The organism is Bilophila sp. T19-St14 (assembly GCF_059728385.1).
The window spans coordinates 677,448-702,307 of sequence record NZ_BAAGFT010000002.1 but is presented as its reverse complement, the minus strand read 5'-3'; the positions used below and the strand labels follow the sequence as shown (position 1 = coordinate 702,307).

15 protein-coding genes and 1 pseudogene are annotated in these 24,860 nt (G+C 58.9%); 7 read left to right on the top strand and 9 right to left on the bottom strand.

What is annotated here, in order from left to right; translation table 11 throughout:
- Nucleotides 1-185 precede the first annotated feature (185 nt).
- The 3 genes from AC6I1V_RS17480 to AC6I1V_RS17470 all read right to left on the bottom strand — a co-directional run bounded on the left by AC6I1V_RS17480 (nucleotide 186) and on the right by AC6I1V_RS17470 (nucleotide 3,174).
- Nucleotides 186-1,262 carry an ABC transporter substrate-binding protein gene (locus AC6I1V_RS17480; protein WP_479858753.1) on the bottom strand — a complete coding sequence of 359 codons (1,077 nt, stop codon included), beginning with the start codon at nucleotides 1,260-1,262 and terminating at the stop codon, nucleotides 186-188.
- 167 nt (nucleotides 1,263-1,429) lie between these two features.
- The gene (locus tag AC6I1V_RS17475) at nucleotides 1,430-2,530 is read right to left on the bottom strand and encodes a DmpA family aminopeptidase (RefSeq protein WP_486854557.1); all 1,101 of its coding nucleotides are present in this window, start codon (nucleotides 2,528-2,530) and stop codon (nucleotides 1,430-1,432) included.
- A complete protein-coding gene (locus AC6I1V_RS17470; RefSeq protein WP_308771774.1) occupies nucleotides 2,527-3,174 on the bottom strand; it encodes a GntR family transcriptional regulator in 648 nt (215 codons plus the stop codon). Before AC6I1V_RS17470 ends, AC6I1V_RS17475 begins: the two co-directional genes overlap by 4 nt.
- A 1,291-nt stretch (nucleotides 3,175-4,465) precedes the next feature.
- Here AC6I1V_RS17470 and AC6I1V_RS17465 point away from each other — a divergent pair.
- Nucleotides 4,466-4,783 (top strand): hypothetical protein, encoded by a 318-nt coding sequence (locus AC6I1V_RS17465; RefSeq protein ID WP_486854558.1) that lies wholly within the window; start codon nucleotides 4,466-4,468, stop codon nucleotides 4,781-4,783.
- Here the strand turns inward: AC6I1V_RS17465 and AC6I1V_RS17460 are convergent.
- A complete protein-coding gene (locus AC6I1V_RS17460) occupies nucleotides 4,758-5,906 on the bottom strand; it encodes an MFS transporter (RefSeq protein ID WP_486854559.1) in 1,149 nt (382 codons plus the stop codon). The genes AC6I1V_RS17465 and AC6I1V_RS17460 overlap by 26 nt on opposite strands.
- Nucleotides 5,907-6,467: 561 nt before the next feature.
- Between AC6I1V_RS17460 and AC6I1V_RS17455 the strand changes: the two genes are divergently transcribed.
- Nucleotides 6,468-6,704 (top strand): transposase, encoded by a 237-nt coding sequence (locus AC6I1V_RS17455; protein WP_497737285.1) that lies wholly within the window; start codon nucleotides 6,468-6,470, stop codon nucleotides 6,702-6,704.
- A gap of 101 nt (nucleotides 6,705-6,805) precedes the next feature.
- Nucleotides 6,806-7,231: pseudogene (locus AC6I1V_RS17450) on the top strand (IS5 family transposase); the annotation flags it as partial.
- A 241-nt stretch (nucleotides 7,232-7,472) separates the two neighbouring features.
- Here AC6I1V_RS17450 and AC6I1V_RS17445 read toward each other — a convergent pair.
- Nucleotides 7,473-8,828 carry a 5'-deoxyadenosine deaminase gene (locus tag AC6I1V_RS17445; RefSeq protein ID WP_486855039.1) on the bottom strand — a complete coding sequence of 452 codons (1,356 nt, stop codon included), beginning with the start codon at nucleotides 8,826-8,828 and terminating at the stop codon, nucleotides 7,473-7,475.
- 542 nt (nucleotides 8,829-9,370) lie between these two features.
- Between AC6I1V_RS17445 and AC6I1V_RS17440 the strand changes: the two genes are divergently transcribed.
- The gene (locus tag AC6I1V_RS17440) at nucleotides 9,371-10,987 is read left to right on the top strand and encodes an amidohydrolase (RefSeq protein ID WP_497737284.1); all 1,617 of its coding nucleotides are present in this window, start codon (nucleotides 9,371-9,373) and stop codon (nucleotides 10,985-10,987) included.
- A gap of 786 nt (nucleotides 10,988-11,773) precedes the next feature.
- Here AC6I1V_RS17440 and AC6I1V_RS17435 read toward each other — a convergent pair.
- Both AC6I1V_RS17435 and AC6I1V_RS17430 read right to left on the bottom strand, forming a co-directional pair.
- On the bottom strand, nucleotides 11,774-12,958 hold the full coding sequence (locus tag AC6I1V_RS17435) for an MFS transporter (protein WP_302552659.1): 1,185 nt from the start codon (nucleotides 12,956-12,958) through the stop codon (nucleotides 11,774-11,776).
- Nucleotides 12,959-13,286: 328 nt separating this feature from the next.
- Nucleotides 13,287-14,846: a BCCT family transporter gene (locus tag AC6I1V_RS17430; RefSeq protein WP_486854857.1), complete on the bottom strand. Its 1,560-nt coding sequence runs from the start codon at nucleotides 14,844-14,846 to the stop codon at nucleotides 13,287-13,289.
- A 421-nt stretch (nucleotides 14,847-15,267) separates the two neighbouring features.
- Between AC6I1V_RS17430 and AC6I1V_RS17425 the strand changes: the two genes are divergently transcribed.
- Nucleotides 15,268-17,154, top strand: a complete 1,887-nt coding sequence (locus AC6I1V_RS17425) for an alkaline phosphatase family protein (RefSeq protein ID WP_486854856.1) — start codon at nucleotides 15,268-15,270, stop codon at nucleotides 17,152-17,154.
- 414 nt (nucleotides 17,155-17,568) lie between these two features.
- Nucleotides 17,569-18,123: a hypothetical protein gene (locus tag AC6I1V_RS17420; RefSeq protein WP_308772423.1), complete on the top strand. Its 555-nt coding sequence runs from the start codon at nucleotides 17,569-17,571 to the stop codon at nucleotides 18,121-18,123.
- A gap of 1,384 nt (nucleotides 18,124-19,507) precedes the next feature.
- Here the strand turns inward: AC6I1V_RS17420 and AC6I1V_RS17415 are convergent.
- The gene (locus tag AC6I1V_RS17415) at nucleotides 19,508-20,524 is read right to left on the bottom strand and encodes a DMT family transporter (RefSeq protein ID WP_486855035.1); all 1,017 of its coding nucleotides are present in this window, start codon (nucleotides 20,522-20,524) and stop codon (nucleotides 19,508-19,510) included.
- Nucleotides 20,525-21,638: 1,114 nt separating this feature from the next.
- The gene (locus tag AC6I1V_RS17410; RefSeq protein ID WP_337431418.1) at nucleotides 21,639-22,346 is read right to left on the bottom strand and encodes a GntR family transcriptional regulator; all 708 of its coding nucleotides are present in this window, start codon (nucleotides 22,344-22,346) and stop codon (nucleotides 21,639-21,641) included.
- 1,625 nt (nucleotides 22,347-23,971) lie between these two features.
- Here AC6I1V_RS17410 and pylD point away from each other — a divergent pair.
- Nucleotides 23,972-24,793: a 3-methylornithyl-N6-L-lysine dehydrogenase PylD gene (gene pylD, locus AC6I1V_RS17405; RefSeq protein WP_486854492.1), complete on the top strand. Its 822-nt coding sequence runs from the start codon at nucleotides 23,972-23,974 to the stop codon at nucleotides 24,791-24,793.
- Nucleotides 24,794-24,860 lie beyond the last annotated feature (67 nt).

The window sequence follows — 24,860 nt, the reverse complement described above, 5'->3', positions numbered from 1 at the left end:
CTTTTCCCCAGCGCAATGCGTCTTATCCCAAAAGCAGCCCGCATCGAAGCAGGCTCGCGGACAGGGATTCGATAAACGTAAAAGTCTTGGGAGGGGGAGGGGTGGGGTTTGGGGAGGGGAAGCCTTTCTTCAGAAAGGTTCCCCCTCCCCTCCCCAATTTTCTCCCAAATTTTCCCCTATCCCGACTACTTCTGCTGCTCCTTCAAGAGCTTCAGATACTTGCCGGTCGCATACTTGCCGTCGGAAACCTTGGCGGCTTCATCGGCGGTGATGCGGCCTACGTTCGAGAAGAAGGCGGCGATGTCGGACTGGTGGAGCTGCGCCTGGCTCGGCCCCTTGGAGTCGTCGAAGATGGCGAGCTGTTCGTCAAGGTTGCTGACGGGGTGCGTCTCAAGGTCGAGCAGGGCCTGATTGTAGTTGTATTCCTTGCCCACAAACTCCAGATAGAACTTCTGGTATTCCTCGACGAACTGCTTGGGCGGCGTATTCTTCATGAGATCCACCGCGCGCATGTATACGCTGAGGAACTTCGCGGCCACATCGGGATGGGCTTCGGCGTACTTGGTGTCGGCGATGAGCACGATGGGGTTGGACTTCTTGCAGTGCACGATGTCGCCCGCGAAGACCACGCCGCCCTTTTCCTGAATGATGAAGGTGTGCGGGGCCCAGATGGCGATGCCGTCGCCGATGTTGTTTTCAAACGCGCCCACGACCTGCGACTGATCCATGTTCTTGATGACCACGTCGCTGTCCTTGAGGCCGAGGACGTTGAGCCATGTGCTGAGGGCGTAGTGCGACGAGGTCAGCGTGGTGGCGAGGAAGGTCTTGCCGCGCACGGTTTCAGGGCTGCCGTAAACTTCGGGGTAGTCCTTGTTCCAGCCCTTGACCTTGGCGATGGGGCTGTCGGCGCGGACGACGACGGAGGTGCAGAGCGCGGCCTCGTTGTTGGCCTGCGCGATGATGGAGGTGCCGTAGCGCAGGTTGCCGAGCATGGCGGGCAGGGCGCCCACGGCGGCGAAACGCCATTCCCCGGCGGGCAGGGCGTTGAGGATGTCCGGGCCGGAGTTGAACAGCTTCATTTCGATGTCAAGCCCGGCTTCCTTGTCCCAACCCTTTCCCTTGGCGTACCACATCAGGAACGTCTCGTGCTCGTCCAGCCATGCGGTGGGGACTTTGACGAGATCAGCCGAGAAGGCGCTGCCCACGGTCAGGTTCAACACGCAAAGGGTTGCAGCCATGATGCCTAAAAAGCGCTTCCACATAAGGGACTCCTTGTTTATGTGGGACGCTCCCGTATAGGAGCGCCCTTTTTTGGCAAGAGGTTGTCTCACGGTGAAAACCGGGCTCTTCAAACATTGCTCCGCCCATCCCTTTCCGGGGATAAGGGGGGGCCGCCGCGCCCGTTGCGGGGGGTGCGGCGCGGCGGCCTCTAGAGGGATTCGTAACGCCGCATGATCCCGCGCACCTCGTCGAGCGGCAGCGCGTACATGCGCCGCCCAAGGATGCCGTCCGTGTCCGTCGCCGCGCACATGGCGTTGACGATGGCTTCGTGGGTGGCTTCGACCGTGGCGCGGAACAGGGGGTCCATGCAGCCGTGCGACAGGGTGCGCACGGTATGCTCACGCGGGCCGCCCCCGGCGTTGTTGCCAAGCCGGTTGGCGGTGGAAAAGGCGATGAAAATATCTCCCGATCCGTCGAAGGCGAGGCCCCCGGTGCGTCCGAGGCCGAGCCCGGCGCGGCGGGCCAGCCGCTTGCACTGGTCAGGGGTAAGCGGGGCGTCGGTGGCGACGACGATGATGATCGAGCCGTCCTCTTTGGGCATGGGCTGGGACGCCTGTTCCTTGCCGGGGATGCGCGAGGTGGGGATGTGCCTGCCCACGGGCACGCCGTTGATGAGCAGATCCTCACGCTTACCGTAGTTGCCTTGAATGAGCACGCCCACGGTGTAGCCGCCGAGCTCCTTGGGGAGCACGCGGGAGCTTGTCCCGATGCCGCCCTTGAATTCGTGGAGGATCATGCCGGTGCCGCCACCGACGCAGCCTTCCGCCACCGGGCCGGAGGCCGCCGAATCGAGCGCGGCGTACAGGTGCTCAGGCCGCACGTGCATCCCGTTGATGTCGGAAAGCCAGCCGTCCCATGTCTCGCCCACGACCGGGAGCATCCAGTACGAGGAACCGTCGGTCTTTTGGCGTTGGGCGTAATAGCCGATCATGGCGTCGCGCACGACGCCGAGGCTGTGCGTGTTGGTCAGAGCGATGGGCGTGGTGAGCAGGCCCGATTCCTCGATCCAGTGGCAGCCGGAAAGCTCGCCGTTCCCGTTCAGGCTGAACACGCCCGCATACATGGCGTTTTCCACGATGTCCTCGGCGGGGAGCACGACGGTGACGCCCGTGCGGGCGATGCCTTCGATGGGGCCCGGCCCCTCCTTGATGACGGTGGAGTGCCCCACGCGCACGCCCTTGACGTCGGTGACGGCGTTGTATTCCCCGCAGGGGAACCCTTCGATGCGCGCGATGTCTCTGATTCTCATGATTCGGTTCCTTGCTGCCAGTTGAACGACCAATGGACTTGCGTGACGTAGCGGGAAAGCTCTTCAGCGGTGCCGGATTCAAACAGCTCGATGATCCGGCCGTGCTCGGCGTGGTCGGCCGCACAGAACGCCTTGCCCCAGTCCCTCTGGGAGAACTGGAACAACCGCAGCCGGTTGATGCGCAGGAGCTTTCTGAGGAGGGCGCTGGTTTCCAGCTCAAGGTACGTCTCGTGGAAAGCCAGATTGATGCGGTTGTACTCGTCGCTGGAAATGTCCTGCGTTCCGGGGTGCATCCGGGCGTTGAGCTCTTTGAGGCGGGCGATGTGGCCCGGCGTCATGCGGGGGAAGACGTTGCGGATGACCTGCCCGTCAAGCACGCCGCACACCTCATAAATTTCCCGCTTCTCCTCTTCGGAAAGGACGTTTACCATGACCCCGCGCTGCGGATAGAGGGTCACGAAGCCTTCCGCCTGAAGTTCCAACAGGGCGTCGCGCAGCGGCGTCTTGCTGATGTTGAGGGCCTCGGCCAGCTTGTTCAGGCTGATGGCCTCGCCGGGGACGATGATCCCCTGCTGGAGATCCGAGAGGATCCGCTCGTAAACGGCCGTCCTCAACAGGCCGGGGTTCGTATTCAGTCTGATCATGCTGGCATTCCTTGCTGTTGGGGTAGTGATATACTAATATATTAGTTGATGCAAGCCTCGTGCGCCCTTTCCCCAAAAATATTTGGCTCCGCCACGGCATGTGGTTGTTTCACCTCCACACTATGCTGAAATGACGTTTTTTCTTCAGGTGTTCCGTCGGTGGGATTCATGGCTGAGGCACGTTGCCAGCTATTCCCTAGGATTCAAGGAAGAAGGCATCAGTCCTTTCCCACGGCAGGGGCTATTCCCCGTCCGCCCCTGTTGCTTGACGGAAAACAGCCCCGCGCCTTTCCCGGAAAAGGGGGGAACCCTGCGGGTGCGGGATTTCCCGCGCAACGACGGGCTTGCAGGATTACCGAACTGGCGGGAATACTGTGGGTACGGGATTTCCGGCAGCTTGATCCGCGAGGCCTGCAAAAAAAGGTGGGGAGAATCCCGCGGGTGTGGGGCTTCCGGGACTCCCTTCAATGACCGGGGTGAGGCCGTAGGGGAATCCCCTGCAGGACGAGGTTCCCCTCTCTTCGCTCCAGAAAGCAGCCTCATCCAGGGGAACCCCTGCGGGCGTGGAGCTTCCCGCCGCCCGCCGCCGGGGGAACAGGGGGAGGAAGGAACCCCTGCGGGTGTGGGGCTTCCTGACGCTTGAGAAGATTCCCACGGCTAACACTGGAGGAATCCCTACGGGTGCGGGCTTCCACGATGAAGCGGCGCCGAGCGACCACGATGGGGGTGAATCTTTGCGGATGCGGGGCTTCCGACTTTGACACGTTCTTTTCCTGCTCGATCAAGAGGGGAATCCTTGCTTGTGGGGCTTCCTACGGACGGTTGCGCTTCGTCAGCAGGTACGGGGGAGAACCGGTGGAGTCCATCAACAGGAAAACTGAAAAAGGCTTCGCCAGCAGGTACGGTGAACCCTTGCAGGTGTGGGGCTTCCTGAAGGCCCTCACCGACTTTGAAAGGCGATTCAGGGAAAAAAACTGCGGGTTGCGGGGCTTCCTTTGGGTTAAGGCTCTGTATATTTCGGGGGTTGGAAAACCTCCTGCGGATGCGGGGCTTGCCCCTCCATGCGAACGCGCGGAAATGGACAGCCCCCTGCGGGTGTGGGGCTTCCTCCTTCCAGCCGATCCAGCGGTTGCCCTGATCGGGGAAAACCCTACGGATGCGGGGCTTCCGGCTGCGCGTTGCCAAAGAAGATCTCGGCAAGGTGGAACCCCCTGTGGGGCGGGATTTCCGGCCTCCATCCTTCCTCCACCCTTGATTCCCATTCCAATAAGATGGGGAAACCCCGCAGGGCGTGGCTTCCGGCCATAGCCGCCTTTCCGCCGTGCGGAGCGGCGGGGCGGCCCGCCGGGAAGCGGGCGGGGACGCCGATCCTGAAGGCCCTATGGCGGGAAGCGCCCGCAGCATCAACGCCAAACATAAGGCCCCCCAGCCCGCCGCAGCAGGTAGGGGGGCCGCTTCAAAGCCGATGCCAAAGCCAGCCGTGGCAAAGGCCGTCAAGCCCGGCCCCACTGAAAGCGCGGGCATACGGCCCATCAGCCTCGACGGGGCAGGCAGGGGCAGCGCGAAACGCCGATGCCCCGCGCCTAAGACGATTTCGGCACCGCTTTGAAGGCAAAACTCCCTCCCACCAGCAAAAGGCAAAGGGCAAGAGGTAAAAGCAATGCCTTGTCAAGGCCGATGTTATTGGCAAGAAATCCTAATGTCGGAGGCACGATAAGCAACCCGCTGTACCCAAAGAGCGATACTATTGCGCTTGCGTCGTTAGGCGGTATGAGGCCGGAAGCACCGGCACGGCTTAAAACAATGGGCATGACGGGAGCAAGGCCCAACCCCATGAAGGAATAACCGATAAGGCATACTGTCGGCCAAGGTGATTCAAGCACGATATACATGCCTGCGCTTGCTGCTATTGTTCCGCCGAATAATAGCGGAAAGTCTCCAAAATATTCGCGCATACGGTCGCCAAATAACCTTGCGAATGCCATGAGTGCTGAAAATACGCCGAAGCTTAAAGCTGATATCCCCTCATCCGCACCTTTGACCGTATGCAGAAAGATCCCTCCCCATTCGGCTACGCTTCCTTCGGAAATGAAGGCGCACAGCGCCATGAGGCCACAAAAGATGATAAATAGCGGAATTTTATATTTCTTTTTCTCATGTGAAGCCGCTTGTATGTCGTCATGCAGATGGGACGATGCGAAATGCCAAAAAAAGAAGAGCGCTATCACGGAAAGGGCATAATTGATATAAACGGTGATGTCCAAAGATGCGAATAGGGCCCCTATTGAAGAGCCGGATAAACATCCGACACTATAAAAGGCATGCATTACAGACATATAAGCATGGCGTGTTTTTATTTCAAGCAATATCGCCTGGGTATTCATGCATACGTCAAATAATGCGGTACAAAAACCAAATAAAAAACATGCCGCATATAACATGGCAATGGAAAAAGAAAACCCGATAAGCATAAGCACCAAAAGCAGTGCGGCACTTATAGCCTTTAACATTGTCCGAGACTGAATAAGCCGAAGCAAAGGGCTTGCGCCGATGAACCCGATAACGGATCCAACCCCTAATGAAAGCAAGGCCAAGCCAATCTGTGCTTCGTCGGCTTGGGTTTGTGCTTTAATCGCAGGCAGACGCGAAGAAAATAATCCGTAAACTATACCCGCACAGAGGAAAAAGAAAAGACAGCCTAAAACAGATGCTTGTGGAAGACGTAGCTTCATGGTTTTTCTCCAATAAAGTCGGAAAAGCCAAAAAAAAGGATAAGAGTGTCAAAAGACACTTCTTATCCAACTGTGCGCCGCGCATGCGCCAATCCTCCGAAGGAGCTTTGGCTTCTAAAAAAAACGTTTTTTACTGTCAAGCATTACAGAAAAAAATCCTGTGCTGCGGGGAAGAATTGATGGGCGGGAAAAAAGTCTCGGATCGGTGTCGCTAATTAGATATAATCTATTGAAATAACTTAGTATTTTAAGATGTAAAAATCTTTTTTAACAATTTCAAATAATTATATGTAAAATGACGACACGATCTAAAAAAGGGGTGCAGGATTGACCACCTAGCCCCGCAAGGGTGCGTCCCCGCAATTGCGGAACCACACGTGCTGGTGCAGGGGGCTCGTTTTTGAACGAGGCGCGTCCCCGCAATTACGGAACCACGGGACGCCCCGGCAGGGTTCTCACCTCCGCCGGGGCGTTGCCCCATCTTAGGGGCGGCAAAACGGGCCTCCCCGCTAGGAGCTGTCTCTAAATAAGTTCTCGACTTTTCGTCTTTCTGTTGTTTTGATGTCTGGCATGAGCAGACACGATATTTCAGACGAAAAATGGGCCATAATCGGGCCTATGCTGGTAAAGACCCGTACGGAAACCAGAGGCCGCAAACGTAAGGATGACCGTCTGATGTTTAACGCCATCCTGTGGCTCATGAAAACAGGAGCGCCCTGGCGGGACTTACATCCAGAGTTCGGGCCCTGGAAAACGGTACATAAACGCTTCCTCCAATGGGCTAAACTTGAAGTCTAGGATGACATTCTTCGAATGTTATCCATAAACGCCGATCCTGAGGCTATAATTATTGACGCCACTTTTATCAGGCTGCACCAACACGCTACCGGCGCAAAAGGGGGCACTTCCATCAGCAGATCGGTCGCAGTAAAGGCGGATTAACCACCAAGGTTCACGCTGTGGTTGACGCCCTCGGCAATCCTTTGCGCATTCACATTACCGCAGGGAATGTAAATGACATTGTTCCCGCATGTGACCTGATAGAAGGGTTACTGGCAGAAAAGCTCCTTGCGGACAGAGCATATGATGCCAATAAGCTACTGGCATTGGCGGAACGCCAAAATCACGAAGTGGTCATTCCGCCAATGCCAGGCCGACGGATTCAACGAGAGTATGACAGTCATGTATACAAAGAGCGCCATCTTGTTGAATGTTTTTTTGCCAGGCTTAAATCATTTCGCAGAGTTGCTACTCGATATGATAAGCTGGCCATAACTTTTAAAGCATCTGTCATGCTGGCATCATGCCTTATTTGGCTCCAGTAAACTATTTAGGGACAGCCCCTAGGGCGTGTTCACACTATGCTGCATTTTTCCCATGACTGAAACGGATTGGAAGGAACATTCAGCATCGCTTAAAAATGATGTTTATTCTCAGGTTGTGTGAACAGGCCCTAGGTCGTGTCGTCAATTAGATATAATATATTGAAGTTATATGATTATTTTCAAATCATAAAAGATTGTCTTCAATAATTTTAAATTGTTCCATGTAAGATGACGACACGGCCTAGTGCGCGAACAGCGGCGCGACGTCCGGGCTGCGGAGTATCCGGGCGCAGGCGTTTTCCGCATCGCGCAGGCACTCTTTGAGGTCGAGGGACGCATATTTCCCGTCCCGGTACAGGAAAACGCCGTCGACCATGGTCGCCTCCACGTTCTCGTGCGTGGCCTGATAGACCACCTGCGCAACCGGGTCGCGCCCGATGCGGGGGGCCATGTTCAGCCTGTCCGGGTTGATGACGGCAAGGTCGGCCTTCTTTCCCGGTTCGAGGGAGCCGAGCTCGTCCTCCTGTCCCATCGCCCGCGCACCGCCGAGGGTGGCCATTTCCAGCGCCTGAAGCGGGGACAGGGCCGTGGGGCGGTTGGTGCGCACCTTCTGGAGGATGCCCGCCTGCCGCAGTTCCACGAGCGCATCCATATGGTTGTGGGCCCCGTCGAGCCCGATCGCCACCCGGCACCCGGCGGCAAGCATCTCGTCGATGCGGGCGATGCCGGACGCGAGCTTCATATTGGAGGACGGGCAGTGTACGGCATGGGTGCCCGTGTCCGCGAGGATGCGGATCTCGTCGTCGTCGATCCAGATGCAGTGGGCGAGGATCACGTCCTCCCCGGTGTAGCCGATGGAGTGCAGGTAGCGGAGGTTGCGCATGTGGACGAGGCTTTCCACATAGGCGCACTCGCCCTTGTTTTCTGAGGCGTGGGTGTGCAGGCGCACGCCGTTGGCCCTCGCCATGTCGCGGGTGCGCGTGAGGAGCTTTTCCGTGCACGAGGGCACGAAGCGCGGCGCGAAGGCGTAACGGAGCCTGCCCCCCGCGCTCATGTGCCAGCGGTTCATGAGCCGTTCGCTCTCGCGGAGGCAGGTTTCGGTATCCTCCATGAGCGCGGCGGGAACGTCCGTGCCGCCCATATCGAGCATGCACTTGCCGAACAGCCCGCGCATCCCCACGTCGCGCATGGCCTCGAAAATGGCGTCCTGACAATGGGCCGTGCCCATGTCGATGAAGGCCGTGACCCCGCTGCGCAGCCCTTCGGCGGCGGCGAGGCGGGCGGCCGCCGCGTTGGTTTCGGGCGTGTGCGCGCCTTCGAGGGGCCAGATCCGGCGCTGGAGCCAGTCCATGAGTTCCATTTCGTCGGCCAGCCCCCGGAACAGCGACTGCGTGACGTGCATATGGCTCTGGATGAGGCCCGGAATGACGATGCGCCCGGAAAGGTCGATCCGTTCCGCATCGGCGTATTCCGGGCGTCCGGCCAGCCCCGGCCCCATGTCCGCGATGACGCCGTTTTCAATGAGGATGTCCGTGTCCAAAACATCCCGCGCGGGGTTCATGGTAATGACGGTTGCGTTGGCGAGCAGTGTGCGCATGTGTTTTCTCCTGTCGTGAATCGTGGCGTCACGTTGTGGTTGGCTGGTATGGCGGGTGGGGGTGGGATGCCCGGAGGGAAACGCGAGGTCCCCTCCCTGCCGTAGGCACCCCGCGGCCTTGATCCGGATCGCTGCTTTGGGAGTGGCTCTTTCCCTGCCGTGCGGCGCCCCTCCCGCACAATCCCGGCCGGCGGGTGGGAAGGCGGAAGGGGCGGACGCTTCCGGGGCCCCTTCCCCCGCATACTACGCCGTATCGTGTGATAACGGAATGTGCGTTCCGCCGCCATGCGGGGCCGGGCATTGATGGAACGGATGATGGGCCCGTCATCAAGTTCCGTTGCCGTGCGGGGCTGGGCCCGCCCGTTTCCCGTGTTGGATTCCGAGGCCGCCGCGCCCTTTTTCAGCTTGCGGCCCATCGCCTTCGCCGTGTACCGTGTGGTTAGTCTTTCAGGAGCGCCTGCGGCAAGCCCTCCGAAGCCGCGGGCCGGGGCTCGCTGTGTTGGCTTTTTGAACGGTTCTCATGTGTTGTCAAGGAGTTCCTTATGCGGTGCATTGAAAAGACGCTGTACACGAATGGGCGGATCGTCACGATGGACGCCGCCGGGAGCGTTGCCGAGGCGGTGCTTGTGGCCGGGAACGTCATCGAGGCCGTGGGCCCGAAGGACGAGCTGGCGGCGCTGGCCGGGCCCGGCTGCCGGACCGTCGACCTCAGGGGGGCGTCCCTCTACCCCGGCTTCATCGACACGCACAGCCACGCCTCGCTGTACGCCATGTGGAAAACGCACTGCCGCTGTCCGGGCATTGCGCACCTCGACGACGTGTACCCCCTGATCCGCAAGCAGGCCGAACGGGTGCGGGGCGATGACGGGATCGTGGTCTACAATTTCGACGATACCGACATCCCCGAACGGCGCGGCCCGACCAAGCAGGAACTCGATGCGGTGATGCCCAACCGTCCCGTGCTGGTCTTCCACATTTCGGGGCACACCTGCTATGCCAACTCGAAGGCGCTGGAGCGCATCGGCGTCAACCCGGACGCGCCTTTCGACGACGTGAACGTGTTCCTCGGCAAGGACGGCCTGCCCAACGGGTACATTGCGGAAGGGATGGCTTTCAAGGCCATGAGCGAACTCATGCCCGCGCCGGATCAGGAACGCCACAAGGCCCTCGTCCGGGAGTGCGTGGCGGAATACAACGCGCAGGGCTTCACTTCCGCGCACGACTCGGCGGTGGGCATCGGCAACCTGAGCGCCGAGACGGTGTACCGCACCTATAACCAGCTCTACGAATCCGGCGGGCTGAACATGCGCGTCTATCTGGCGACGATGGAGCAGCCTTTCCGCAGGCTGGAGCCCACGGGCCTCCTCGACGGGCCGGGCAGCCGCTTCGTGCAGTACTCGGCGGTCAAGGCGCTTGCGGACGGCTCCATTCAGGCCGGGACAGCCGCCATCCCCGAAGGGTATTTTTTCGATCCCTCGCTCAGGCCGGGCATCATCGGCACGCAGGGCTACTGGGACGATCTGGTCTACCACTGGCACTCGCGGGGCCGCCAGCTTTCCATCCACTGCAACGGCGTCGGGGCCATCGAAACCTTCATCACGGCGGTGGAACGGGCGCAGGCCCGCTGCCCCCGCAAGGACGCCCGGCATTTGATCATCCATTGCCAGATGGCGACCGACGAGCATGTCCGGCGCATGAAGGAGGCGGGCATCCTGCCCTCGTTCTACGGGCTGCACGTCTGGAACTGGGGCGATCGGCACCGGGACATCTTCCTCGGCCCGGATCGGGCGGCGCGCCTTGACCCCGCCGGAAGCGCGGTGCGGGCTGGCCTGCCTTTCTCGCTCCACGCCGACACGCCGGTGCTGCCGCAGATGACCATGCTCTCCATCCATACCGCCGTGAACCGTGAAACCAAGGGCGGCGCGGTGCTTGGCCCGGATCAGCGCATCTCCACGCTGGAGGCCGTGCGCGCCTACACCTCCTACGCGGCGCTGTTCAGCCACAGCGAAACGTGGCGGGGCACCATCGAGCCCGGCAAGGTCGCGGACTTCGTGATCCCCTCGGAAGACATCCTGGAAGCCCCCGCCGGGCGGCTCAAGGGCATCACCTTCGCCGCGGCCATCGTGGACAACAGGGTCGTGTACGGGCAGCTTCCCTAGGCCGTGTCGTCGTTTTATATGTAACTATTTGAAGCTATTTAAAAATAATCTCTTCGTGATTTGAAATATAGTTGTATGATTTCAATAGATTATACCTAATTGACGATGCGGCCTGGAGCGGAAAACCGGGAAAAGAGCGAAAGGCAGGGGGAAACCTTTCTGAGGAAAGGCCTTTCCCTCCCTTCCCCAACCCAGCCGAGCCCTCCCCCCTTTCCAAAGGCCCCTGCTTTAGGTTCCGGCATAGGATGCGGCTGCTCCATCTCCGCAGCACGGTGAAAATACGGCCTTTTTCTCCGTTTCCCGCTGGCGGCCCAACGGCTGTGGCAATCTGTTGGCCATCCCTTTGGAACATGGAGAAAGTCTCAGCCGCTTCCTGCGGTACGGCCTTACGTTATCGAATCCTTACCCCTGCCGGGCTCTCCCCCTTTCCAAAGGCCCCTGCTTTAGGTTCCGGCATAGGATGCGGCTGTTCCATCTCCGCAGCACGGTGAAAGTACGGCCTTTTTCCCGTTTCCCGCTGGCGGCCCAACGGCTGTGGCAGCTTGTTGGCCATCCCTTTGGAATGTGGAGAAAGCCTCAGCCATTTCCCACGGTCTTATCTTATCGAATCCCTGCGTATTCCGGTTTCTTTGGGATTGGGGCGGAACATCGGAAAACGGGTGCCTTCCGCGTTGGCGGGGCGTCCGTTTTTTGCAAGGGGTAGCGCTGTGCGGCCCCGCCCTTTCCGTGGGGCCGGGATCGGATCGTCCCAAACAGCCCCACCCTTTTCGCGTGGGCCGGGGGGCCTCAGCGCAGCTTGTTTTTCTCGTATTGCGGGCCGATGACCTTCATATACAGCACGGCGGAGAAGAACAGCATGATCAGGCCGAGGATGAACGCGTGGTCGAAGCTGGATATTTCCGCGATGAGCCCGCCGAGGAGCACGGCCGCGCCGATGCCCACGTCCCACGCGATGAGGTAGGTGGCGTTGGCCGTGCCGCGCCGGGTGGGTTCGGCAAGGTTGATGAACAGGGTCTGGTAGGAAGGCGACATCATCCCGAAGCCGAGCCCGAAGGCCACGGCGGAGCCGAAGAACACGGTTTCCGTGGGCACGAAGAGGAAGAGCAGGGAAGCCAGCAGGATGGCGCTCTTGCCGCCGAGGATGAGCCGGCCGATGTAGCCCTTGTCGATCATGCCGCCCGCAAAAAGGCGGCTGAGGACGAGCCCAAGGGACATGAGCAGGAAGAAGTAGCCGGGGTTCGCCATGACGTGGCGTTCGCGGGCGAAGACGGACAGGTAGTTGACGAGCAGCCCGTACACGAAGGCCATGAGCACCAGCCCGATGAAGGCGTAGGTGCCTTTTTTCAGGAAAAAGCGGTCAAGCGAGATTTTTTCGCCGCGGCTGAGGGTCACGCGCTGTTTCCTGACCAGCAGGCCGAGCAGGACGCCGCCCGCCGCGCAGCCCATCGCGGTGATGAACACGGCGTCGTATGATCCCGCCTCAAGGACGAGCATGCCGATCATGGGGCCGAGGGCCATAGCGAGCGATCCCATCATCCCGTACAGGCCGATGCCGGTGCCGAGCTTGGCGATGGGGATGACGTCGACGGCGAGGGTGGCGGCGGAGGTGGAAAGCGCGCCGAAGCTCATGCCGTGCAGCGCCCGGACGATGCCCACGAGCGCCAGCGCCTTGAACAGCAGGTACCCCTCGAACTGGGCGGCGAACAGGATGCCGCAGGCGAGGAAGAGCATCTTGCGCGGGAACTGATCCGCCAGAAAGCCGGAAATGGGGCGCATGACCAGCGCGCCGATCATGTACGCGGAAAGGATGATGCCCACGACGGACTTGGAGGCGTGCAGGCCGTCGAGCAGGTAGATCGGCAGGACGGGCACCATCATGAAGCTGGCGATGAAGAACAGCAGGTTCGCGGAACAGACGGCAATAAAGCTCGGCGTGAACAACGCCTCTTTGGGACAAAGGCGACTGCGCATCAGGGCTCCTTTGTGTTGTCCGGGACGCTCCGGCATGGCGGCGCGCCAGCCGTGAAGGGATCTCCCGCCCGGAGGCGGCCTGCGGTGACGTTACGTGTTTTGATGGGGAGCCGCAAGGCCGCAAAAAGGCGGGCCCAGCCCTCCATAATCCGGCGTAAACGCTAGCCAGGCGTCGACAAAGGACATTCGCCGCAAGGCATGGGAAAGGGATTTTTCGGGGGCGTGGGGCTTGCGCGCCACGGCAATGCGGCGCACAGAAACGCAAAACCCGCCCCTATGCTGCCGGACATGGGGCGGGTTTTTGCTGGATCTGGTTCCGCGCCGGGCGTCAGTCCTTGGCCCGGTAGGTATGCAGCAGTTCCTTGCCGTCCTCGCGGATGATCTTCAGCCAGCAGGCCGTCAGGAGCAGCGACGGAAGAGCCATCAGCGCGCCGGAGAAGTTGCCGAAAATCTTCGCCACCTCAAGACCGCCCATAGCCAGCAGCCCAAGCGCCAGCAGGCCCTGCGCCACGGCCCAGAACGTACAGTGGTAGCGGTGCGGGTCGGCGTCCACGGGCATCCTGCGGGTTGCGGTGGCGGAAACCACGTAACAGCCGGAATTGACCGTGGTGGCGAGGAAAATCGTGGAGAAGGCGCAGTAGACCAGCATGACGGCCTTGCTGAACGGCAGCGTGTCGATGACGGCCATCATGGCGGCGGGCGCGCCCTGCGCCTTGAGGATGGATACGGCGTCGATGATGCCGTGGTACTGCGCCCACAGCGTATAGGAGCCGAACACGCCGTGGATCATGAAGCCGCCCGCCACCGTGCCGAACATCCCCCAGCCGATGACTTCGCGGACGGTGCGCCCCCGTGAGATGCGGGCGATGAACAGGCCCATGAACGGCCCGTACCCCGCCCAGAACAGGGCGTAGAAGATGGTCCAGTCGCGGGGGAAGGAACCTTCGGAGAACGGGTTTGTCCAGAAGGTCATGTTCCAGAAGTTGCCGAGCATCCTGCCCACGGCGTTGGTGAAGATGTCGAACAGCGAGGCCGTGGGGCCGACCAGCGCGCCGTAGGCCACCATGGCGAGCGCGATGATCACGTTGAGGTCGCTGAGGCGCTTGATGCCCTTCTTGAGGCCGAGATACACCGTGACGCCCGCAAGCAGCGCGCTCACGAGCAGGATGGCGATTTCAAGCCCGAACGAGGGCGTGATGCCGAACACCCGCGCCAGCGCGGCCTCCACCGTGGGCAGGGAGATGCACATGGTCACGGCGGTGCAGAACATCAGGCCGAGGATGAAGAACACGTCCACGCAGCGCCCGATGAGGCCGTCCTTCTGTTTGCCGATGATCATGTCGGCGGCGGAACTGATGCGCAGGAACGGCTTGCGGCGGATATGGAACATGTAGGCGATGGGCAGGGCGGTGATGAAATAGGTGCACCATGCGTTCGGCCCCCAGTGCAGCAGCAGGTAGGCGAGGGCCCAGTCATAGGCCTGCGTGCTCATGGGCGCGGCGTATTGCGGGGGCTGCACGATGTCCCACAGGGGCTCGATGATCGACCAGAACATGACCGCCCCGGCCACCCCGGAACAGAAGATCATGGCTATCCATGAGGACAGGGGGAATTCCGGCTTCTCGTCCGGGTCCCCGAACTTGATGTCGCCGTACCGGCTGCACGCGAAATACACGCACAGGACAATCAACCCCACCGTGATCCACAGGTAGAGCGTGCCGAAGTTCGCCGCGAACGGCTGGTAGATGGCGGCGACCACTTCTTCGGCGGCCTTGGGGTACAGGACGGCTGGAATGCTGATCAGGATGATGACCAATACGGAAGGGATGAAGATCCCCCACTCGGGACGCAAATCAATGCCGTTGCCTTTGTCTGTAGCTTGGTTCATGCGCTCTCCTCAGCCCGGTCTGATTCGGGGCCGTAGTTTTGGCTGAGGGTGTTGCCAAGATTGTGCCAAAAGGAACATTTTCTTTCAATACACTGAATTAGCATGAAAGATGCTTTCATATGCCCCGTATACGACATTTATGTCACCATTTGCGACAAAGGAGGCTTTTCTTTTCAGCCATTATGATTTCCATATGTTATGCCCGGCAATGAACGCCCTATGACAAGGTTGTCGCCTTTTGCGCCGCGAAGCGGGGCCCGTGCATCCCCGCGTATTGTCCAAAAAGGAGCAAAATATCCTGAAAGCGGCCCTGCGGGGCCTTTGGAAGCATCTGGCACGCATCTTGATACAGCCTTGCCGACGACACACCGGGCCGGCAAGCGGCCCTGAACCTTTGACCGCAACAGAGAAGGAGTCCGTGATGGCAGACAAAGCGAAGCGCGCCGCACTCATTGGGTATGACTGCCTCATCCCGAAACGTCTGGAAGCCATGCTGGCGCAGGGTGGGCTGGAAAACTTCCGTAAATTCATGGCTGAAGGCAGCTTCATCCCCGAAGGCTACAACCTGCCCACCGTCACCCCGCCGTCTTGGGCGACCATCTGCACGGGCGCCTATCCCCGCACGCACGGCGTGGAGGACTATTACTATTACCATGAAGGCCGCAGCCTCGATTACAAGGAAACCACGCAGGCGTTCGGCTCCGACATCGTGACCGCCGAAACCATATGGGACGCGTGGGACAAAACCGGCAAGAAGTGCATCGTGGTCAACTACCCCATGTCGTGGCCTTCCCACATGAAGAACGGCGTCATGATCATGGGGCAGGGCCTCTCGCCCGCCGAAACCCGCTGGCCCCTGCACGGCAACGAGCACAAGGAATTCCTCGCTTCCGAAAGCGTGATCTCCACGGAATTTTACCCGATGGGCGTTCAGGGCTCCTTCGACGACGCCAAAGGCTGGAAGAACCTGCCCGAATGCGACGAACCGCTGGAAATGGCCGTGAACATGGTCTTTAAGGAATGCGTCGAGCCGGTCGAAGCCCAGACGTGGTATTGCCTCGCTTGGGAAAGCGGCGACGACGGCTATGACCGCATCGCCCTGTGCCCTGAAAAGGATTACTCGAAGGCGTTCTTCACTATCAAGCTCGGCGAATGGAGCGAGCCGGTTCAGCATGACTTCACCATCAAGGCCGACGGGCGCACCGAAAAGGGCGTGTTCCGCTGCAAACTGATGCAACTCTCCGACGACGCCGAGGAATTCAAGCTGTACATCTCCGGCATCGCGGGCCGCATCGGTTTCGTCGCCCCCCCAGAAGCCGCCGATCAGATTGATTTTTCCAAGCACATCACCGCGAACGACATCGGGCTGGTGGCCTTCCTCCACGGCATCATCGACACCGATACCGTGTGCGAGCTGGTGGAGTTCCACAGCGCATGGCTCTGGAACACCATCGAATCCCTGCTCAAGGCCAACCCGGACTGGGATCTGTTCTACATGCACTCCCACCCCATCGACTGGTTCTATCACGGCTGGCTGAGCGAGCTGGACAGCAAGGACCCTGAAGTCCGCGCCCGCGCCGAAAAGATGGAGCGCCACATTTACGAAGTGGAAGACCGCCTTCTTGGGCGCCTCATGGACATCATGGGCGACGACACCCTGATGTGCGTGTGTTCCGACCACGGCGCGACCCCGATGGGCCCGATCCTGAACACCGCCCACGCCCTCAAGGAAGCGGGCCTGTGTTCCTACGAGCCCAAGAAGTCCGAGAACTACTGGGACATCTACGAAGAGACCGAAGGCTTCAACTACGTGCTCGACGTGAGCAAATCCCTTGCTGTCCCGCAGCGTTACATGTTCGTGTATGTGAACCTCAAGGGCAAGTACCCCGGCGGCATCGTCGAGCCTGAGGATTACGAGAAGGTGCGCGACCGGATCATCGACGCCCTGCTCGACTACAAGCATCCCGAGACCGGCGAGCGGCCCGTGCTCCTCGCGGTACGCAGGGAAGACGCGCATGTCTTCGGCATGGGCGGCGCGCAGGCGGGCGACGTGGTGTACGTCCTCAAGCCGGAATATATGGCGGAACACGGCTACGGCCTGCCCACCGGCGAATCCGGCTGCGGCAGCCTCAAGAACCTCCTCATGTTCCGCGGCCCGAACATCAAGAAGGGCTACCGCTACACCCGCCCGCGCTGGCTGGCGGACATCGTGCCCACCCTCTGCTACATGACCGGCGGCCCAGTGCCCGCGGACGCCGAAGGCGCGCCCATTTACCAGATCATGGAAGACCCCAATCTGGTGAAGTAGGCTGAGCGGATGAAGAAACCGGGGGAGGGGGGCTCCTTTGGAAAGTGTCTCCTTCTCCCCTCCCCGGCCCCTCATCCCCCAAACGTTTTGGCTGGCGGGGAGGCCGCGCGGCGGGAGTTCCTGCCGGGCTGGAAAGGGGATGTTCGTTAGGCTGTGCCATAGGAAATGGTTGATGCCTTATTTCTCGAAACTCCAAGGGGATAACCAATAAAATCCCTCAACAGAGAGTCCGTCAACGGGGAAATGGGGGAAAAAGTCTCCCTTTTCACCATACTGTGGAGATGGAACAACCATATTCTATGCCGGAGCCGTTCTTAATACCCCATCTTTCACGGTTGGCAGGGAGTCCCCGCCGCGTGGGAAGGGGGACAAACAACAACGGGTTACTGCCCGTCGAATAAGGAAAATATCGTCATGGCTGAAAAGAAGGCCCTTCTCGTGTTGGCTGATGCGCTTGATCTCAACGGTTCCGGCGAGGCGCTGGACAAGCTGAAGAAAAAGGCCGCCGTGCTGCCCCATGCGGATGCCGCGGGGCTCAAGGAACTGGCCGTCGCCCTCGGCGGGGTTTGCGCCGACGCCTCCGGCATCGAAGCCGCGTTTGAAGCTGACGCCGCGCTGGTGATCGTCGAAGGCGCGGACGCCCTCGCCCCGGCCCTTGAAGCCGCCGACCGCCGCACGCTGGTTGTGGTCGCTTCCGCTTCCGGCACGGCCTTCTACGGGCTTGCCGTCAATGCCAAGGCGGGCACCGTCGGGCGTGCCGTCAATGCGCAGGACATCGCCGTGACCATCGCCACCATCGCCGACCTCCCCGTCGACGAGTCCTGCACCGGCGCGATCATCTATCAGGTGATGAAGAACCCCAACCTCAAGTTGGAAGAAATCAAGAAGCTCAAGGAAGCCCTCGTCCGTATGGAGTCCGTCATCCAGCGCGACAACCGCGAGCCTTGGGACAAGCACGACTGCGCATAAGCGGTTCGTTTGAAGCATTGGGGAAGGGAGGGAAAACTTTTCTGAAGAAAAGCTTTTCCCTCCCTTCCCCAAACCCCATCCCTCCCTTTCCAAAGACTTTTGCGTTTATCGAATCCCTGTTCGGCATTTTCCCGTGATATGGGAGGTGGTTGCCCCGTATGACGGGCTTTGTGCGTACAGTCCTTCATTTCAAAGCCATTCAAGTAAGAAGGACGAGGGGCCCTGCCTTTTCTATTTTTCATCTTTTTCTATCTTTTCTTAACTCCGTTCTGCTAACTGGTTTATTTTGTAATTTTTGAAATAATGAGAAAGGTTGTGTCATAAAAACGGGTTATGCTTTTTCCCTGAAATTCCAAAGGAATAATAAACAAAATACCTTGGCTATGGATTCCGCAGCTATGGATTCCGCCGATGGGAAAACTGGATAAAAAGCCTGTATCTTCACCGTGTTGTTGAGGTGAAACAACCGCATGCTATGACAGAACCAATTTAAACACTTTTTAGAAGAACAGAGCTTTTTCTTTGCCTCTGTCATAGTATGCGGTTGTTTTTTGTAATATAATGAAAATACATGTGTTTTTCAAATTTTTGCTGATGGGCTCCAGATTGGGGGCATTTTATTGGTTATTCCTTTGAAATTTGAAGGAATAAAACATCAACTGGAATTTGAGGAAACAAACTATCAACCGTTTCCTATGACACAGCTTTTTTTTATCCATGTAACCGGGAGACATGCGCATCCGAAATGTTCCTGCGTGCCGCCCCCCCCTGCGAGGGCCTGAACCTGTTTGCCGAGCATGACGAGGGTGACGGAGGAGCCGATAAGGAGCACGCCGCCGACGAGTGCGGGCGTAAAGGGCTCGTTGGAGTTATCCGGGGCGGCACGGCAACAGCGAAAAGGCGGGGAAAGCAGTTTTCCCCGCCTTTTGTTTTTGGAGGGCGTGTTGGGTTGTGGGGTTAAGCCGTTTTTCTTTGCAGTTTCCGGGCGAGGGCCTGAACCTGTTTGCCGAGCATGACGAGGGCGACGGAGGAGCCGATAAGGAGCACGCCGCCGACGAGTGCGGGCGTAAAGGGCTCGTTGGAGTTATCCGGGGCGGCACGGCAACGGCGAAAAGGCGGGGAAAACAGTTTTCCCCGCCTTTTGTTTTTGAAGGGCGTGTTGGGCTGTGGGGTTAAGCCGTTTTTCTTTGCAGTTTCCGGGCGAGGGCCTGAACCTGTTTGCCGAACATGACGAGGGTGACGGAGGAGCCGATAAGGATTACGCCGCCGAGTGTGGGCGTAAAGGGCTCGTTGGAGTTATCCGGGGCGGCACGGCAACGGCGAAAAGGCGGAGAAAGCAGTTTTCCCCGCCTTTTGTTTTTGAAGGGCGTGTTGGGTTGTGGGGTTAAGCCGTTTTTCTTTGCAGTTTCCGGGCGAGGGCCTGAACCTGTTTGCCAAGCATGACGAGGGTGACGGAGGAGCCGATAAGGATCACGCCGCCGACGAGTGCGGGCGTAAAAGGTTCGTTGAAGACGATGATGCCTACGAAAACGGCTGTAAGGGGTTCCATGACGCCGAGGACGGATGTCAGGGTCGAGCCGATGCGCTGGACGGCGAGCACGAGGGTGAAGTTGGACAGCACCGCCGTGATTACGGCGAGCAGGGTTGCCATCATGAATTCCCACCATGAGGACAGGGGCTGGAAGGTTCCCGTGCCGACGGCATTGGCGAACGCAAACGCCGCCCCGAAGAGCAGCACGTAGAAGGTCATGACGAGGCCGTTCATGTTCCTGATCCCCGCGACGTGGATCCCCGTGATGTACAAGGCGTTGCAGAAACCCGAAAGGAGCATCATGCCCACGCCGAGCAGGGTGACGGGCTTGCTGCTGTCCCCCCCGATGGAAAGCAAGGCCACCCCCGCCACGGCAAGCACGATGGAACAGGCTGTGATCAGGGAAAACTGCTCATGAAAAAAGGCGATCATGAGCAGCATGACCATAACGGGGTACAGGAACTGGATAGTGGTGGCGACGCCGCTCGGCATGTGGTTCAAGCCGTAAAAAAGCAGCAGCGCTGCTGCGGTATACATGAAGCTCATGCCCGCCAGCTTGCACAGATCGATTGCTCTGGCATGGAAGCGCTCCCGCCGCAGCACAAGCACGGCCCCAAGCGTCAATGACGCGATAAGGAATCGGTAGAACAAGACCGAAGCCGGGGAAAGCCCGTCGTGGATCAACGGCAGAGTGAACAGCGGGATCAGCCCGAACGTCGCGGAAGAAAACAGCCCCAGAAAAAAGCCCATGAATGCCTCCCTATCCCGGCGGCGTGCCGGCAGGCTCCCCTCGCCTCCCCGTTTCGGAACGGAACTCCCCGTGCGGGCGCGGCGGCTCCGCTCACGCTTGGCCGTGCGGACAAGGTGCATGAGAATTCCCCATGTGGGCGGGGCGGCTCCTCCCAAAGGGGGAGTTATGTCCGTGATGAAGTAGAACTCCCAGTACGGGCGGCTCCGCCCGGTCTTGCCTTATCAACATTGGGCGTAAGGCACAATGGCATCTTTTCCAGTCTTCCACCCTCATGGTTTTGCCCTGTTTCTCGCTCCATCGGAAGACCGGAAAAAAGGAAGGCCGGGCTTCCCCGACCGTTTGGCGGCTTCAACGCCTCTCCCGGAGAGAAAACGGCAAGGGTGTATGAACGGGCAATGGCGTTTCCCAGCCCGGAGGGAGACGTTTACGTTTTCAATGGAATGGCGCCATGACAAGTCAAGAGGACGGCTGAATGATTTCAAAGGCTCTGTTATGGCATGTGGTTGTTTCATCTCCACAGTGCGGTGAAAATACAGCCTTTTTCTCCGGTTTTCCCCTTGGCGGGATTCACGGCTAAGGCCTTTTTCCGGTTATCCCTTTGGAACTTCAAGGAAAAAAGCATCAACCATTTTCTATAATACAGCCTTTCTATAACACAGCCATTTCAAAAGGCTCTGTCATAGTACATGGTTGTTTTGTTTCATCAATATGCTGAAGATATATAACTTTTTTCCAATTTTTCCGCTGGTGGGCGCCATGATTGGGGGCTTTTATTGGTTATTTCCTTGGAATTTCAAGAAATAAAGCATCAACCGTTTTCTATGACACAGCTTTTCAAAATACATTAGGTAGTGCCGTTAATTTGAGATAATATATTGAAATTATTTAACTATTTTAAGTCACAAAAAGATTGTTTTAAATAATTTCAAATGGTTATATGTAAAATGACGACACGGCCTAGAAAAGCGAATGTCCCCCGGAGGGACGCGCCGTAGCCTCCCGCTTCTTGCAGGCTCAACTGTGGAAGGCCGTGCCAGAGAAAATGGCTGATGTTTTTTCCTTGAAGTTTCAAAGGAGTAACCGGCAAAATGCCGTAGGCATGGATTCCGCCAAGGGGAAAGCTGAAGAAAAAGGCTATATTTTTCACCGCGCTGTGGAGATGAAACAGCCGCATATATGGCAGGGCCGTTGAGGAACGGCGTTCCCTTTTGCGGCTGCCCCAACGCCGGGGCGTCATTTCTTTTGATCGAAGTCGTAATAGAGTTTGAGATATTTTTTGTGAACCTCATAAGACCAGTGTTCAATACGGAAGATGCTGACGGCGGCTTCGCGGTTGCCGAGTTTGACGGAATCGATGAAACGCTGATGGGTATTGAGGTTCATGGATTCCCATTCGTAGGAATACTGGCGGCGCGGGAAGTCGTAGAGGCGGCGGCGCAGCGGGATGAGCGTCTGTTCGAGCAGGATATTTTCGGAGAGCGACAGGAATATGCCGTGAAAGCGGATATTTTCATCATAATATTCCGTATAGTCGTTCTTTTTGAGCAGTTCCCACTGTCTTTCATTGGAGGCCTCAAACTGCCGGACATGGTAGGTGGTGAGCTTGCCGAAGACTTCATTGAGGCAGTCGGCCTCAATGGAACCGATGATTTGGTACGCGCTTTTGATGAAATCCTGCGTGATGGGGTTGATGTAGACGCCCTTACGGGGCAGGATGGTTACGAAGCCTTCCGCTTCGAGGCGGATAAGGGCGTCGCGCAAGGGTGTCTTGCTGACTTCGAGGGTTTCACAAATGCTGTCCTGATCGAGGAATTCGCCATACCGCAGGTTTCCCGCACGCATGGCGTCCTTGAGGTATTGATAGACACGCTCGCGGAGGGAATCGGCTTTTGGTTCCTCGCCAGGTACGGCACCTTTACCGGGCTTTTGGGAATGGTTCACCCTCGCCCTCCCGTTGTTCATAGATATATGAGATTGCCATATGCGGCATGAAGCGGCCCCGGAGATCAAGGAAAAAGCACGGGGCGGAAGTTCTTGGCATGGGGAATCCTGTATGGTTGGAGGCGTTTGATTTTTTCCGCTGAGCAATATCTTATGGGGCCTGTACGCTTTTGATATATGAAAGGGGTCGATGAAGAACGTAGCGTATCCGCAGGGCATGGTAAAGCGTCTCCGCGCTTTGCCGCTTGCAGGGTCGGAGATGCCCGGCGCGTTCGTGCCGGGAGGCTTGGAACGTTCGGTTTGAAGCCGACGCTGGCCCGCAGCCTTGAAAGGGAGCGGCTCCGTTTTGGTGGAAACCTGCTTTCGGGCCCGTGGGCCGTAACCCTGGCCTTTGCGGGGCAGGACGCGGAAGAAGTGGCATCCCGCCCAGCGGCTGTATGGCGCATTTGCAGGGGGTGGCAAGGAAACGGGCTGGAAAGGCGTGTTGGAAAGGGTAGCTTCAATTGGAGAAGCGCGCCCCAATTGTAGCCAACCTGTCTCACTTAACGGTGGGCCGCTTGCGGGGCCGGAGATGCCCGGCGCGTTCGTGCCGGGAGGCTTGGAGCGTTCGGTTTGAAGCCGACGCTGGCCCGCAGATCTGAAAGGGAGCGGCTCCGTTTTGGTGGAAACCTGCTTTCGGGCCCGTGGGCCGCAACCCTGGCCTTTGCGGGGCAGGACGCGGAAGAAGTGGCATCCCGCCCAGCGGCTGTATGGCGTATTTGCAGGGGGTGGCAAGGAAACGGCTGGAAAGGCGTGTTGGAAAGGGCGGCTTCAATTGGAGAAGCGCGCCCCAATTGCAGCCAACCTGTCTCACTTAACGGTGGGCTGCTTGCGGGGTCGGAGATGCCCGGCGCGTTCGTGCCGGGAGGCTTGGAGCGTTCGGTTTGAAGCCGACGCTGGCCCGCAGCCCTGAAAGGGGACGGCTCCGTTGTGGTGGAAACCTGCTTTCGGGCCCGTGGGCCGCAAGCCTGACCTTTGCGGGGCAGGACGCGGAAGAAGTGGCATCCCGCCCAGCGGCTGTATGGCGTATTTGCAGGGGGTGGCAAGGAAACGGGCTGGAAAGGCGTGTTGGAAAGGGCGGCTTCAATTGAAGAAGCGCGCCCCAATTGCAGCCAACCTGCCCCACTTAACGGCGGCTGCTTGCGGGGTATGCCGCTCTTAACCGGGGGGCTTCATGATCCGGCGTTCCATCGTCCTTATCGGCGTCGGGCTTGTTTCTCCCCGTACCTCCCGCATCTTCCCCGCACTGGAGAAAACCTTTGCTGAAATGCCGCTCCCGGCATATCCTCCTCTCAACCTACAGGTATATTGTGATCCCCTCCGCACGGCTTCCCACCCGAAGCCTTGAGGGAAGAGGGGAGTTTTTCCTTTGGCTCTGTCATGGCATGTAGTTGTTTTGTATCAGTAACATGATGAAAATATAGGCTTTTTATCAATTTTTGCTGGTGGATTTCATGGTTGGGGTGTTTTATCGGTTATTCCTTTGGAATTTCAAGAAATCAAGCCTCAACCGTTTCCCATGACGCAGCCTTTCCTTGTTCGCAGAGGGTATGTTTTCCACATTCACGCCATCCCAAGGAGGAGCCATGACTCGGCTGACGGAAAACGATATTGCCGGTATGGAAGCGGAATGGGCCACCTACGAAAGGCGGCTTGAAGAGTTGACGGGTGACGATCTGTTGACGTTGGCGTCCCGGACGCTTGGCATCGCCCCCGAAACCGCCCGCGCAGGTGTGCGGGAATTGCGGGTAGGCGCGATTCCGATTTCGTCTGGGGAAGGGGTTATCGGCGGGTTTGCGGACTCATTGGCCTCCATTGCGGCCCACCTTGGCTTTGAGGCCGATGTGCTCCCGGCGGACGTGCCCGGCTTTCAGGTCGCCAAGGGCGGTGGGTTTGATCTGTTCATCTGGGCTGACGACGATACGTTCCTTGCTGAGAACATCCTGACCGGCACCGTAGGCGAAAACGGGCGGGCCACAGGGCGCGGGTTTGCCACCGCCCTGATACGTATGGCGGCGCGGAAGGGTTTGGAAAAGCGCGCCCTTGTGCTTGGGGCCGGGCCTGTGGGCCGGGCCGGTGCGGAGACGCTGGCCCGCGCGGGCTACGAGGTTTTCCTGTGCGACTTGGATGGGGAAAAGGCCCGCGCCGCTTGTGGGGCGCTCTCCGGCTGCACCCCCTGCGTGCCGGACGATCTATCTGGATTGCCGCTGTTTGGGTGCCTGCTCGACGCGGCGCCGACCAACGACTTTTTCCCCTTGGATCGGCTTGCCGCCGGAGCGTGCATTTCGGCTCCCTGCGTGCCCTGCATATGGGCTCTCCGGGCCCCGGAGGGTGCAAGCGTATGGCATGATCCGCTTCAGCTCGGTACCGCCGTCATGCTCCTCGCCGCCGCATTCGGAAGGCCCTGACAAGCCCTTCTCAGTGGTTGCCATTTCCGGTGAAGCCAATTAAAGCGGTAGGTTATGAGGAGGCAAC

Excerpts from the sequence above, each read along its gene's own strand:
- AC6I1V_RS17480 (WP_479858753.1), bottom strand. The coding sequence starts at position 1,262 with ATGTGGAAGCGCTTTTTAGGCATCATGGCTGCAACCCTTTGCGTGTTG.
- AC6I1V_RS17475 (WP_486854557.1), bottom strand. The coding sequence starts at position 2,530 with ATGAGAATCAGAGACATCGCGCGCATCGAAGGGTTCCCCTGCGGGGAA.
- AC6I1V_RS17470 (WP_308771774.1), bottom strand. The coding sequence starts at position 3,174 with ATGATCAGACTGAATACGAACCCCGGCCTGTTGAGGACGGCCGTTTAC.
- AC6I1V_RS17460 (WP_486854559.1), bottom strand. The coding sequence starts at position 5,906 with ATGAAGCTACGTCTTCCACAAGCATCTGTTTTAGGCTGTCTTTTCTTT.
- AC6I1V_RS17455 (WP_497737285.1), top strand. The coding sequence starts at position 6,468 with ATGTCTGGCATGAGCAGACACGATATTTCAGACGAAAAATGGGCCATA.
- AC6I1V_RS17445 (WP_486855039.1), bottom strand. The coding sequence starts at position 8,828 with ATGCGCACACTGCTCGCCAACGCAACCGTCATTACCATGAACCCCGCG.
- AC6I1V_RS17440 (WP_497737284.1), top strand. The coding sequence starts at position 9,371 with ATGCGGTGCATTGAAAAGACGCTGTACACGAATGGGCGGATCGTCACG.
- AC6I1V_RS17435 (WP_302552659.1), bottom strand. The coding sequence starts at position 12,958 with ATGCGCAGTCGCCTTTGTCCCAAAGAGGCGTTGTTCACGCCGAGCTTT.
- AC6I1V_RS17430 (WP_486854857.1), bottom strand. The coding sequence starts at position 14,846 with ATGAACCAAGCTACAGACAAAGGCAACGGCATTGATTTGCGTCCCGAG.
- AC6I1V_RS17425 (WP_486854856.1), top strand. The coding sequence starts at position 15,268 with ATGGCAGACAAAGCGAAGCGCGCCGCACTCATTGGGTATGACTGCCTC.
- AC6I1V_RS17420 (WP_308772423.1), top strand. The coding sequence starts at position 17,569 with ATGGCTGAAAAGAAGGCCCTTCTCGTGTTGGCTGATGCGCTTGATCTC.
- AC6I1V_RS17415 (WP_486855035.1), bottom strand. The coding sequence starts at position 20,524 with ATGCACCTTGTCCGCACGGCCAAGCGTGAGCGGAGCCGCCGCGCCCGC.
- pylD (WP_486854492.1), top strand. The coding sequence starts at position 23,972 with ATGACTCGGCTGACGGAAAACGATATTGCCGGTATGGAAGCGGAATGG.